General features: G+C 39.4%; 11 protein-coding genes. 4 read left to right on the forward strand and 7 right to left on the reverse strand.

Translation table 11 applies throughout. The annotated features are described in order from the left end of the window. Positions 1-198: 198 nt before the first annotated feature. The 7 genes from H5163_RS06150 to H5163_RS06180 form a co-directional block, all read right to left on the reverse strand. A complete protein-coding gene (locus H5163_RS06150) occupies positions 199-591 on the reverse strand; it encodes a diacylglycerol kinase (RefSeq protein WP_145241304.1) in 393 nt (130 codons plus the stop codon). 29 nt (positions 592-620) lie between these two features. Next, complete coding sequence (locus H5163_RS06155; RefSeq protein WP_182734683.1) at positions 621-2,324, reverse strand: ShlB/FhaC/HecB family hemolysin secretion/activation protein; 1,704 nt, start codon at positions 2,322-2,324, stop codon at positions 621-623. Continuing rightward, positions 2,321-4,000, reverse strand: coding sequence for a phosphoethanolamine transferase (locus H5163_RS06160; protein WP_182734684.1), 1,680 nt, complete (start codon positions 3,998-4,000; stop codon positions 2,321-2,323). The genes H5163_RS06155 and H5163_RS06160 overlap by 4 nt, the downstream gene beginning before the upstream one ends. Before the next feature lie 474 nt (positions 4,001-4,474). Beyond that, the gene (locus H5163_RS06165) at positions 4,475-5,767 is read right to left on the reverse strand and encodes an ATP-binding protein (RefSeq protein WP_145241298.1); all 1,293 of its coding nucleotides are present in this window, start codon (positions 5,765-5,767) and stop codon (positions 4,475-4,477) included. A 1-nt stretch (position 5,768) separates the two neighbouring features. Next, positions 5,769-6,458 (reverse strand): winged helix-turn-helix domain-containing protein, encoded by a 690-nt coding sequence (locus H5163_RS06170; protein WP_182734726.1) that lies wholly within the window; start codon positions 6,456-6,458, stop codon positions 5,769-5,771. 26 nt (positions 6,459-6,484) lie between these two features. Continuing rightward, complete coding sequence (locus tag H5163_RS06175) at positions 6,485-6,916, reverse strand: DUF3019 domain-containing protein (protein ID WP_259398234.1); 432 nt, start codon at positions 6,914-6,916, stop codon at positions 6,485-6,487. An 11-nt stretch (positions 6,917-6,927) separates the two neighbouring features. Then, entirely contained in the window at positions 6,928-7,761 is an 834-nt protein-coding gene (locus H5163_RS06180; RefSeq protein WP_182734685.1) for a MipA/OmpV family protein, read from the reverse strand. A gap of 458 nt (positions 7,762-8,219) precedes the next feature. Between H5163_RS06180 and H5163_RS06185 the strand changes: the two genes are divergently transcribed. From H5163_RS06185 to hemL, 4 genes are all read left to right on the forward strand, one after another. Further along, the gene (locus H5163_RS06185; protein WP_145241292.1) at positions 8,220-9,902 is read left to right on the forward strand and encodes a chloride channel protein; all 1,683 of its coding nucleotides are present in this window, start codon (positions 8,220-8,222) and stop codon (positions 9,900-9,902) included. A 19-nt stretch (positions 9,903-9,921) separates the two neighbouring features. Continuing rightward, positions 9,922-10,356, forward strand: a complete 435-nt coding sequence (locus H5163_RS06190; RefSeq protein ID WP_145241290.1) for a CopD family protein — start codon at positions 9,922-9,924, stop codon at positions 10,354-10,356. A 136-nt stretch (positions 10,357-10,492) separates the two neighbouring features. Continuing rightward, complete coding sequence (locus tag H5163_RS06195) at positions 10,493-11,509, forward strand: aspartate carbamoyltransferase (protein ID WP_145241288.1); 1,017 nt, start codon at positions 10,493-10,495, stop codon at positions 11,507-11,509. Between the two features lie 29 nt (positions 11,510-11,538). Beyond that, a complete protein-coding gene (gene hemL, locus H5163_RS06200; RefSeq protein ID WP_149982051.1) occupies positions 11,539-12,819 on the forward strand; it encodes a glutamate-1-semialdehyde 2,1-aminomutase in 1,281 nt (426 codons plus the stop codon). Positions 12,820-12,863: the final 44 nt, after the last annotated feature.

The following is a 12,863-nucleotide window of genomic DNA, read 5'->3' on the forward strand; positions in this document are numbered from 1 at the left end:
AACCCTCTATACCTACATTGTTTTGATTATCTAATACCCGAGTGTTTTAATCAAGTATAGCGTTTACTTACTAAGCTTTGACGCTATATGCACATTTAAAATCTCATACCAATTAAGCCTGACAACAGAATAATGGCAACGAGCACAATCAGCAGAAAAAGCGCGGTTTTAATTTACTACTTTAATACTTTTTTGGTATCAAAATGGGTAGCTATAGATGGCATAGCCCCATACGGTAGTAAATATACTTAACGATATAAATACTGCTGCTGAGCCAAGGTCTTTCGCTCGACCAATGAGTATATTGTGATCTAGCGTAACTGCATCAGCAAGCGCTTCAACAGCCGAGTTGATTATTTCGGCAAATAAAATGAACACTAAGCTACTGATCAATAAAAATAAATGACTTATCGAAGATGACAAGATGATAGCAAATGGTAGTAATATTATAGCCATTACAAACTCCTGCCTAAATGCTGATTCATATTGCCATGCAGCTATAAACCCCTTATAAGAGCAATGTGTGGCTTTAATAATTCGATTGATCCCTTTACCATTAGGCTTATTTACACTACTGATTACGTTTTTCATCGTTATTCCTAATTATAGTTAAAATGAATTTAAAGACTTTGTTTTACTTGCACCCGCCACTGCCAACTATCAACATTAGGGCCCATCGTAAGAGGTTTAATAATATCCATATGAACAACATTGCCTTCACTTGAATGAGATGAAAACAACCTTGCACCAATACCGATACTCTGTAAGGTTGTATCAGTACTATTAATTGCTGGTGTTTGCCCCCACGCCTTACCGCTATCGACAAATGCTGCCCATGCAACATTAACCAACTGATATAACTCCCAATGGGGGTTATAACGCAGCTCGGCGCTTGCTGACCATAAATACTCACCATGTTGATATTGCTCTGCATAACCACGAACTCCGGTGTCTCCACCTAAAGCAAGCGGTATATCAAGATATTGATTTTTTTCTGCTTGCCATTGCGCTTTAAAGTAACCGGCCCAACGAGGTGTTAGGTATTGATACAATTCAAACTCTGCTGCTACTTGTTGGTGATCAGGTTGCTCCCTCTGCCAATAAGCTTTGTAATTTGTAGAAAACAGCATTAGCGTGTTTTGCCATTGCATACCTTTGGATAAAATATTTTCAAGGTGAACACCTTGGCTTTCATCAGTATTTAATGAGCTAATATCTACACCTATTTTGCTTATTAACTGCCAGCCTAAATTAATATCCTCACGATGATCGATAAAGCGAATGTTAGAGAAAATCTGATAATCTGCTTGGCTATATTCCAAACCTATCCAAGGGAAGGTGAACCTTCTATCTGAAGGTAATTCGGCTAATATCGCGCTATCCAAACTTGTAAAACGATGTAACTCTTTGTTAATCCCTAAATGCATTCGCACCGCTCCTAATCGATGCTGAGTTATTAAATGCCCGAAAGCTAAAGTAGACTGCTCAACTTCATGAGAGAATTGCCATGCAAGCTCACCATTTTGATAAATACTGTCACGACGATTTTCTTTGAGTATTGACGCCAAATGTTGCTGCTTAGATGATTGCTGATAAAAGGGCTTTGAATAAGCAAGGTAGGTTTTTTGTCCATCATCATTATCAGCAAATTCAAGTTCAACAGTTGATTGTTTAGGAAAACTAAGCGGCATACTAAAAGCAACTTGATAGCCTGATCGCAGGTGGTCTTTTTTATATTGCACACCTGCATGAACCCCTAAGCCTAAGAAATTATCTTCTTTAAAACCAAAAGCATATTTATTATTGCCGGCACGACGACCAAAACTAATATAAGGTACTAGTGACCAAGTATCCCACGTTTCAACTTTAAGCTCATTTTCTTGCTGACTCTCGCAATCCTCAATCAAGCTAACTCGACTTTTACGCAAAAACGAATACTGATTAAGTATGCGCTCAGTCTCAGCAAACTGCGATCTAGAAATAACGTCAGCCTGAGCAAAAGGAAGTAGCTTTTCCACAACATGCTGTTGGGTATTAATATGTAACCAGTTAGCTAAACTGTGCAGATATAAGCTGTCTGGTTGACTCTCATCAAATACAGGATGGCTAATAAGTGTGAGCTTATCTATCGTAACAAACTCTTCACTATCAGCTTTTGACGCGCACTCAACTTCCTGACCACTTACAGTAAAGCTATTAATAAAAAACGCTATAAAGCTGGCTTTAATTCCTTGATTGATTAGCTTTTTAAATCGAGAGCTTAGCTCACTACCTATATTAAACTCACTATGGTGCAACTGTTGAGACAATTTTATAGTGTTCATTTATCGTCCCCCTTCGGCTTTAGATAAAAAAGAGGCGGGGTTACTTTAAACTCATCAGCAATGTTGGTATTAACTTCAAAAAAGGTCAGTAGAGTATTCGCAATGGTGTCATGTGAATAAGCGTCATCCTGATGTGCTTTAGTTTTTTCAATATCAATATAAGGAGCTGAAAAACAAGAAATAATAGGGACATGTGTTTGTGCATCGGGCGCAAAAGCATAAGGCATACCATGTAAATAAAGCCCGTTTTCACCAAGTGACTCACCATGATCACTGACATACAGCATAGCGGTGTTATATTGCACAGAATTGGCTTGCAGAAGCTTGATCACTTCAGCTAAAAAATAATCTGTATAACGGATTGCATTGTCATATGCATTAATTATTTCGTGCTGACTGCACTCTGATAACTCTGCTGATTGGCAAGCAGGTGTAAAAAACTCAAACTCGTTCGGGTAACGTTTAAAATAAGCAGGCCCGTGATTACCCATTTGGTGTAAAACAATAACGGTGTCTTGGGTGTGTTGATCAACGTATTGCTGTAAATTAACCAACATGCCAACGTCACGGCATTCCACATCACATACTGTATTAACCTCTGAACTGCGATAGCTTTGATACATCAGCCTATCGGCAACACCCTTTGAGCTAGAGTTGTTGTCACGCCAGCTTACTCTCACTGAACTTGCAGCGAGTACATCAAGAACGTTTTGAGTATACTTAGCTTTGCTCACAGTAAAATCATCACGACCAAAAAATGAAAACATACAAGGCACAGACACTGCTGTTGACGTACCGCAGGAACTCACTTGGCTAAAATTAATGAGTCCCGCTTGCTTTGACATATTTGGCGTAGTGTCGCGTGAATAACCATTTAAACTGAGGTGGTCAGCCCTTACTGCTTCACCGACCACTAAAATCATTAATTTAGGTTTTCGCGTGCTGCTACTTTTAGTTATCTGTGTCGTGAGGCTGATAAACTGTTTCGAGTTTAGTGATGCGGTTTGTTCTGCTAAATAATCGAATACCGAGTAAATTGGATATAAAGGATTAGTGTAATAACGAAGCTCTTTATGTAGACGAAAAAAACTGGTGTATTGCGCACTAAACGGCGCGATAAGTATGGGGATCAACACCATAATCATGGTAATACTGATAGCCTGTTGACGCAGTCGTTGTAACCAAGTGATATTTTTCACTTGTATAAATAACAATAAAGCCGCGGGTAAAATAGCCATAAATATAACTCGACTGAACAATCCTAAATTAATTATTTCTTGTGCTTCAGCGAGGTTGGTTTCAGCAACATTTTGGATCATCGTTTTGTCAACCAACACCCCTAATACAACGCCATAATAATCAACCATTGCAGCAATCAATAGCATCACAAACACCACGACTTTGGTGGGTAGTAAAATATTAAGAACAAACATCACGAAAAGAATAAGACTCAAAAGCAACAGACTTAACGAGATAATAAAACTCAAGTTTTCTTGCCAAGAATATAAAGCGTTTAGTTTGTCAAAGAACACTGTATTTGCCATTAAAACGATAAATACTGAGCAGCTGAGTAATAAAGTAAAAGGAGAGATAATACGTTGTTCTTTAGCTTTCCCCATGGTTTCATTTAGTGAATAAAACTTTGATAATAAATAAGTAAATGTAATTTTTTGCATCTTGTTTTTAGCCCATTCCATTGTTAGGAAATAGCTTAACCTGATGAAAAAATCAGAGCTGTATGAAGATGTTGTGACGTGTACGGATGTGCGTTCAAAACTTTTAGAATGTAGCTTTATGTACAAATTTGTTGCGGTAATTTATGAGGAATAATTAACTTTGATTACGACACTCTGATACAACATCTTCTTTGCAAAGTATGCCAAAATGATGAAACTTTAAGAAAGGAAACGCCATATGTGAATTAAATAACCTGAACTTTGGTTAAGATACTTGCTAATAAATTGATTTAAAATGAATATTTTTATTCTTCAGCCGGAAGTTCTCAGGGAGAACAAGGCGAATTTACGCGTAAATAGCTCGCCTATTGTAAGTAAATTCAACGCAGTTAGCGTTGAAAATAGCTGCTGATGATAGATTTATTATCCGAAGCTCAGGTTCAGTACTTAGCAGCGATGAGTTTTTAAGTCTAATCAGTGTGATGCTCGCTTAAAAACCACCTTAAACTTAGCTCCACCTAACACTTCTGATTGACTAATAGACACTTTGCCACCATGCCATGCGGCAACTCTAACAACAATAGCTAACCCCATTCCATAACCTTGTTGAACGGTGTCGCTTTCACCTCTGGTAAACGGTTTAAATACGTGTTCGCGCATTTCTTTTGAAATGCCTGGGCCATCGTCTTCAATACACATGCTCACACTATTACATGTTTGCTGTGTTGTTATCCGCACGTGCTTAGCTGCATATTGCTGTGCATTTGAAAGTAGATTATTAATTAACATTGCTAAATAATTCTCATCACCATCAATGATTATATTTTCCTTGGCTAATTTGGCTATATCCATTGCAACCGAACAAGCATCACTTGAAGTAAGGTTACGCACAGCTGATTTTATCAAAGCATTTAAGTTTAGAGGCATGCGTTTAACTTTAATCATTTTCTGCTCTAAACTGGCGTAATTAAGTAAAACGGCAACGAGATTTTCCATTTCTTGAATATCTCGACTCAAATGACGGACATACTTTTCTTTGTTTTTTGGGTTATTCGTCTCGCCAAGGGCTTCAATACCAAAGCGCAATCGAGCTAATGGAGTTCGTAAATCATGTGACACCGCGTTACTTAATAATTTGTTATCCTTAATTAGAGTATTTATCTGCTCCGCCATAAAATTAAACTCATTTTCAATATCAATTATATAAGACGAATTTGAAATATTAATACGAGCAGAGAAATCACCTTCACCAAAGCGTTTTGCCGTATTTCTTAGTAGCTGTAATCGTTTAATTAAAGGGCCAAGCCAAATAAAGGCACACAGTAAAACCCCCAAATAAAATATGGTTGTTAAAATAATTTGTAGCGCGAGATTATCTTGTTGCTTGCCTTGCTGTGGGATACTGAGCGTCAATACTTGTTGCTGAGTTTGTAATAGCTTATTTACGGTGATCAACTCAGCAGATTCAAGAACCAGAGGATGGCCCTGACTGAAACTATCTCGCAAACTAATAGGTAAAGGAAATTCAGATATGGGCGTTAGTGTTAGTTGTTGCTGGTTTTGCTGTTGCCAGGCGCTTACAAATTGTGCAAGATTACCCGTTTCTTCAAGCGTATTTGCTAATGAGTTAATTATTTGCCTATAAGGGCTAAATTCATCCGTGTTTTTTTTATGCTGATACTCGTTAAAAAAACTATCTAAACCCCAGCCTAAAAATATAATTGCAGAGAGTATTACGACGACTAATGAGACGATCAGCTTCTTCACATTAGGACCAAGCGTCTGCTACAAATAAATACCCTTTACCCCACACAGTTTTGATCCTGCATGGGTTATTAGCATCATCACCAAGCTTTTTTCTTAATCTAGATACAATAATATCAACACGGCGATCAAACCCGTCATAATCAATACCACTGAGTTGATTAAACAACTCCGCACGGCTAACAACTTGACCTGCAGATTGCGCTAGATACCAAAGTAAATCAAATTCGTTAGATGAAATTGCAACAGGCTGATCGTGTAGCCTAGTAGCACGAGAATTAGCATCAATACTCAACTTACCAATTTGTATATGATTTTCGGTTAGATTTGCAGTGTTATGATGGGTTTTTAAGCGTCGTAACAAAGCTTTAATTCGAGATAGCAATACCCGTGGTTTCACCGGTTTTGTTACATAATCATCAGCCCCTAATTCTAACCCCAAAACTTCGTCCATTTCATCATCACGGGCAGTCATCATTAAAATAGGCCCATGATAAAAGTTACGTACTTCTTTGCATACATCAAAACCATCTTTTACAGGCAACATAATATCTAACACAACAAGTTCTGGAATATCGCTTTTGATTAATTCAACCGCCATATCCCCCCGATTAACTAAAGTAACCAAATAACCATGTTCAGTTAAGTAATCACTAAACCATTCGGCCAAAGACATATCGTCTTCAACTAACATTATATGCTGAGGATTTATCTGTTCGATCAAAATAACTTCCACCTTGATTTAGGCCGTTTAGAGGATTCAAATACCCATGACACTGTAATAATAACCGTAGCGATATTGTTATTCTGTTTACTTTTTCGAAGCGCGTAGTGACGAGTTGAATCTGATTGAAAATCAAAACTGAATTCAGCATTGTTGACTTGCGTCCAACATTCTACGTTACGCAACTCAGACAGCTCGACTAAGCAATAATCGCCAAGCTCTTCTTGATGCCATTTAAAAGTAACCTGCTGATAACACGTTTGCCCTTTTCGCAGTGCAACACAACGCTTAGGTGTAACAAGTAATTCGTTTTCTTTGCGCGAATGGTTCGCTGCGTATGCACTACTCATTGCCAACTGAAACAGAAAAAATAAGCCCAAGTAAATAATAAGTTTACTCTGTAAGCTTGTTTGATTAGTTAGCGTCATTGTTTATCCACTTAAAATACATAACTAATGCTTGAACTTATACCAGTATAAAAGTCTTGTTGCTTACTAAATAGCGGGCTTTCGTTGTAACCGAATTCCGAACCAAAGAAAACTTCTGCACGCAGCAATACGTTTTCTGAAATAGGATAAGTTAAGCCTATTGATGAATCAAAATTGAGGGAGGATTTGCCGTCATATGCTGCAAAATTAGTCCTTGCAGCTTCTTCTTCTGAAACGCCATAATAATAGTCATTAAGCTTGGCTTGGCGAAACGACAGCGCGAAAATGCTATGAAAGTTCAAATTTCTTATTTGCCAGTTGCGACCAATGAGAGCAGAGGCTACAGCACCGCCATTTCTGCTCGTTAAACCTTGTTTAAGAGTCAATTGCACAACATTTTCACCAATGTAGCCCGTTAATCGACCTCCGATCATAATGTTCACATCCCGCTCTTCTATACCTTCAAAATTAACTTGGTTTTCTTTTTTTCTTAACCCTGAGCCTGGTCCTGTTAAAATAACATCGAATGACCAGTTTTCTCTATTGTATGCGGTGTAGCCAAAAACAAGTGAATCAGGCGCTTGGTTGGCAAAATCGACAAAAAAGTTATGCCAATTATAACTTCCGATGAGTGTGATACCGATATCAAGATCTTCTTTATCATCAACATTAATAATTGAACGATTAAAAGCATTTAGTCCTAAACCGACTTCAAAAAAATTTTCAGGCTCACTGCTTTTATCGATATTTAAACCAATCTCTCTTGTTAAGTCTGCGGCATAACTAAAAGACGAAAAACAAAATAATAAAATAACGACTAGTAGGTGTTTGAGCGGTGAATACATTTACGCCGACTTCCTTATTGATTAATCACCCATCCATTATATTCTTTGATACCTAAAAAAACGTATCAAGATGCTGAGTATGTAACAAAATGTAGACTCTAAGATTACATTAGCTAAAATAAAAGTACCTAAATAATAAACAACCTAGTTAATCTAATCAATTTAAAAAATTGCTTAAGTACAATTGATAAACCTAAATTAAGCTAATAAGAAGTTTTGCTAGGAAGATGGCGGTGCAGCTATAACTGATCGATAGAGCTGCGACCTAACTTTTACTTTTAATATGACCTGTAAAATATTTTCTTTCATTACTAATATCGGGCCTCTAGTCATCACTCGGCCCACTAATTTAACCAAGAGTAAATCCTTGGTTATGTGTAGATAATTCTAAAATCAAAAGGACTTACTGTCACACTTTTGATAAACTGCCCGCTGAAATAGGTGGCGAGGAAATATGCATGTGGCTTGAAACGCTTAGGCGTCGCTTGGCAAAGCCAAAAACATCGGTGCAATTGTGCTTACTCGGCGTAAGTGCTGGACTCATTGCGGCGTTTTTGATCATTCTATTTCGCTTAACTATTCTATTTTTCCAAGGTTTGTTCCTTGAAAATCCTGACGATTTTACTACCTTACCGCCTCTTGAGCGGGTTTTAATGCCTATTATTGCTGCCTTTTTAATTGCGCTATTTGCTGCTTTGACTGGTTTTAAACATTATCGATTAGGTATTCCCTTTGTTATTCACCGTATTAAACGCCATTACGGGCAAATGCCGTTATACAACACGGTAAATCAATTTGTCGGTGGTGCACTGGCATTGATCAGTGGTTTCTCGGTTGGCCGTGAAGGGCCATCTGTACATATGGGCGCAACCGGTGCAAGTTTGCTGGCCGATAAATTACATTTGCCTCATAACGCCATGCGGACACTCAGCGGTTGCGGGGTTGCAGCTGGTATTGCCGCATCATTTAATACACCACTTGCAGCTGTTATTTTTGTGATGGAAGTGGTGCTTAGGGAATACAAAGTACATATATTTGTGCCAATAATGCTCGCTGCAGTCACTGGTGCACTGGCGACGCAGTTTGTATTTGGTGACGCATCAGAATTAGCACTGATCACAGTGACGGCATTAAGTGGCTGGCACTATCCATTTTTAATCCTGTTTGGTATGGCTTTGGGCGCGGTTGCTTATGCTTTTAACCAAAATCTAATGTTGATCATTCGTACCTTCAAACCTTTGAGTATGTTTCCACGTTTATTGCTGGCAGGTCTGATTGCTGGCGGCATTGCTTATATGGTGCCACAAGCGATGGGTTCTGGTATGAGTGCAATAACTTTGGCCGTAGAAAGCCCTGATGATGTGCAACTATTAACCACTATTTTAATTGCTAAATTACTGGCGACATTATTTGCCATTGGCTTGGGTATTCCCGGCGGGATCATTGGCCCAGTGATTGGTTTAGGCGTACTGATGGGCACTTTAATGGCCTTTTTTGCACAATTTATTAGTCCCGGCGTTGATATCTCTGGTACTTATAGCGTCTTAGGCATGGCAGGCTTATTAGCTGCCACCTTACATGCTCCACTGGCTGCTTTAACTACGGTAATGGAGTTAACCTCAAGTCCTGAAATAATCGTGCCGGCCATGTTAGTTATCTCAGCGGCATACGTCACCGCATTACAAGTATTTGGCAATCGGTCGATATTTTTACAGCAGCTCGACTTTCAAGGTTTAGCCTATCATGTCTCCCCTGCCACCGAAGCACTGCAAAAAGTCGGGGTAATGGACGAGATGGATGAAAACTTCAAACTACTCTATTCAGATGATAAAGAACAAATAGAAAGCACCTTAAATGCTGTTGATAGCCAAACCCCGTTAATTGTTTATGATCCTGAAAATGGTTATCGCCTTGCAGAATATGATTTAAGTTTAATGTCAGATCAAAATATTTCGATCAACTACATCAGCTTGCAAGGGATCAGCAGTCAAGCTACTTTGGCCGATGTGTTTGATGTATTAAAAGATAAGCGCAGCGGAGCTGTGTATATTTATAACTTACTCGATAATCAACAAATTATGGGAATAATGCGCTGGGATCAGATCCGCCACATTCTTACCATACGTAATAGCTTACTGTAACTAACAATAAGAGAACATTATGAGCGCGCTACTGATCTATAAAGCCTTACATGTATTTTTTATGATTGCCTGGTTTGCTGGCATATTTTACTTACCCCGCCTCTTTGTTTATCACGCTATGAGCGAAGAAAAGTCCTGTAACTCTATGCTCAAAGTGATGGAGCGACGGTTACTGTATTTTGTGACGCCATTTGCAGTACTAACGGCGGTGTTTGGCGTGCTGACAATTGTTGAATATGGCCGCGACTGGTTTAAATACAGCATGTGGATGCACTACAAATTAGTATTAGTGATCGTGCTATACATTTACCATGGCTATTGTTTTAAATTACTGGCGGATTTTAAACACGACCGTAATACTCGCAGCCACCGCTTTTATCGTATTTTTAACGAACTACCGGTATTAGTGCTATTAGTCATCGTATTTTTAGCTATAACTAAACCCAGCTTGTAAAATTTGCTATATACCCAAACCACTTCAAGATGCAGAAACTCGCTTCTTGAGGTGGTTTGGGTATAATATTGCGCGATTGCGTGCCCATCGAAGATGGTTAATCGCGCCCCTTTTGAATGTGATAGGAACAGCCCCCATGTTAAGTTTCCAAGGTGAAAATATTCTTTCTGTCAATCAGCTCGATCGCGACTGTATTGAACGTATTTTTGCAGTAGCCAAAAAAATGGAGCCGTATGCTAAAAAGCAAAAACGCACCAATGTATTAGAAGGCGCAATCTTAGCAAACTTATTCTTTGAGCCAAGTACCCGTACCCGCGTAAGCTTTGGTACAGCCTTTAATTTATTAGGTGGTTTGGTTCGTGAAACAACGGGGATGCAAAGCTCTGCATTAGCCAAAGGCGAGTCTTTATACGATACCGCGCGCGTTATTTCAGCTTACGCCGATGCGGTCGCTATGCGCCATCCTGATGCAGGCTCAGTTGCTGAATTTGCTACTGGCTGCTCAGTGCCGGTGATCAATGGTGGCGATGGCCCTAACGAGCACCCAACTCAAGCATTACTTGATTTATTGACAATTGAGCGTGAACTACATCGCTTCGATCAAAAAATAGATGGTATGCATATCGCCCTTGTTGGTGATTTAAAATACGGTCGTACCGTGCATTCATTATCAAAATTATTATGTCATTATAAAGATATAAAATTTTCGATGGTGGCACCTGATGGCTTACAAATGCCTAGCTATATTCTTGATGCCGTCGATAATGCGGGCCATAAAATTGAAATCGTCGATAAAATGGAAGGTAACTTAGCCGCCGATATCGTCTATCAAACCCGTATCCAAGAAGAACGCTTCCCATCGCAAGAAGAAGCCAATAAATACCGTGGTGGTTTTAGAATTAGCCAATCAATTTATAACACCCACTGCAAACCAAACTCCGTGTTAATGCACCCATTACCACGCGATAGTCGTATAGAAGCCAATGAGCTTGATAACGATTTAAACCTTAATGACAATTTAGCTATTTTCCGCCAAGTACAAAATGGCGTGTTAATTCGCATGGCGCTGTTTGCATTGACACTCGATGTTGCCGATAAAGTAGAGCAATACGAAGTTGCTGTGCCTTGGTTTAGCCGTAAACGCGATAGTTAATTTTAACGTGACAACTAATAGGATTTTTTATGACAATTAGCCAAGATTTATTTGCCCGCGCACAACAATCGATTCCCGGTGGCGTTAACTCTCCAGTACGTGCATTTAATGGCGTTGGCGGCACACCGCTATTTATTACCAAAGCCCAAGGCCCATTTACATTTGATGCTGACGGCAACCGTTATATTGATTATGTTGGCTCATGGGGCCCGATGATCATGGGTCATAATCACCCAGCTATCAAACAAGCAGTGCTTGATGCGGTAGAAAATGGCCTAAGTTACGGTGCGCCAACAGAAGCTGAAATTCTAATGGCTGAAAAAGTAAAAGAGCTAGTACCATCAATCGAAAAAGTTCGTATGGTAAGTTCTGGCACAGAAGCGACCATGAGTGCAATTCGCCTTGCTCGCGGCTTTACTGGCCGCGATAAAATTTTAAAGTTTGAAGGCTGTTACCACGGACATGCTGATTCATTATTAGTGAAAGCGGGTTCTGGCGCATTGACTATGGGCGTACCAAACTCGCCAGGTATCCCTGAAGATTTTGCCAAGCATACATTAACTGTTTCGTTTAATAACCTTGATGAAGTAAAAGCTATTTTTGCCAAATACGCTGACGAAATCGCCTGTATTATCGTAGAGCCAGTTGCTGGTAACATGAACTGTATTCCACCAGTACCAGGCTTTTTAGAAGGCCTGCGTGCAGTATGTGATGAATATAAATCAGTGCTTATTTTTGATGAAGTAATGACCGGCTTTCGCGTAGCCCTAGGTGGTGCACAAGCCTATTACAACATCATTCCAGACTTAACCTGTTTAGGTAAAGTGATTGGCGGCGGCATGCCAGTAGGCGCGTTCGGCGGTAAAACTGAGATCATGGATTACATCGCTCCTGTTGGCCCAGTTTACCAAGCAGGCACTTTATCAGGTAACCCAATTGCTATGGCTGCAGGTCTAAAATCGCTAGAGTTACTGTGCGTTGAAGGACTACATGCTGATCTTGAAGCAAAAAGTAAAGCAATCTGTGAAGGTTTTGAAGCCGCAGCAAAAGCTGCAGGCATCGCCCTAACAACTAACTATGCCGGTGGTATGTATGGCTTCTTCTTTACTGAACAAGAGAAAGTAACCACTTACCAACAAGCAACTCAGTGCGATTTAGAACGCTTTAAAAAGTTCTTTCACTTGATGCTTGAAGAAGGCGTGTATTTAGCACCATCAGCATTTGAAGCTGGTTTTGTTTGCTCTGAACACTCTGAGCAAGAAATTGCCGATACAATTGCAGCAGCAAAAAGAGCTTTTGCTAAGCTTTAAACTATTAAACATAAAAAAGCCCGCAAGGGCTTTTTTTATGTCTA

Origin of the sequence: Pseudoalteromonas sp. SG44-8, assembly GCF_014164125.1 — a bacterium.
Taxonomy (GTDB): domain Bacteria; phylum Pseudomonadota; class Gammaproteobacteria; order Enterobacterales; family Alteromonadaceae; genus Pseudoalteromonas; species Pseudoalteromonas rhizosphaerae.

Bases quoted from the DNA above. Each gene is read 5' to 3' on its own strand.
- H5163_RS06150 (WP_145241304.1), bottom strand. From the start codon at position 591: ATGAAAAACGTAATCAGTAGTGTAAATAAGCCTAATGGTAAAGGGATC.
- H5163_RS06155 (WP_182734683.1), bottom strand. From the start codon at position 2,324: ATGAACACTATAAAATTGTCTCAACAGTTGCACCATAGTGAGTTTAAT.
- H5163_RS06160 (WP_182734684.1), bottom strand. From the start codon at position 4,000: ATGCAAAAAATTACATTTACTTATTTATTATCAAAGTTTTATTCACTA.
- H5163_RS06170 (WP_182734726.1), bottom strand. From the start codon at position 6,458: ATGTTAGTTGAAGACGATATGTCTTTGGCCGAATGGTTTAGTGATTAC.
- H5163_RS06175 (WP_259398234.1), bottom strand. From the start codon at position 6,916: ATGACGCTAACTAATCAAACAAGCTTACAGAGTAAACTTATTATTTAC.
- H5163_RS06180 (WP_182734685.1), bottom strand. From the start codon at position 7,761: ATGTATTCACCGCTCAAACACCTACTAGTCGTTATTTTATTATTTTGT.
- H5163_RS06185 (WP_145241292.1), top strand. From the start codon at position 8,220: ATGTGGCTTGAAACGCTTAGGCGTCGCTTGGCAAAGCCAAAAACATCG.
- H5163_RS06190 (WP_145241290.1), top strand. From the start codon at position 9,922: ATGAGCGCGCTACTGATCTATAAAGCCTTACATGTATTTTTTATGATT.
- H5163_RS06195 (WP_145241288.1), top strand. From the start codon at position 10,493: ATGTTAAGTTTCCAAGGTGAAAATATTCTTTCTGTCAATCAGCTCGAT.
- hemL (WP_149982051.1), top strand. From the start codon at position 11,539: ATGACAATTAGCCAAGATTTATTTGCCCGCGCACAACAATCGATTCCC.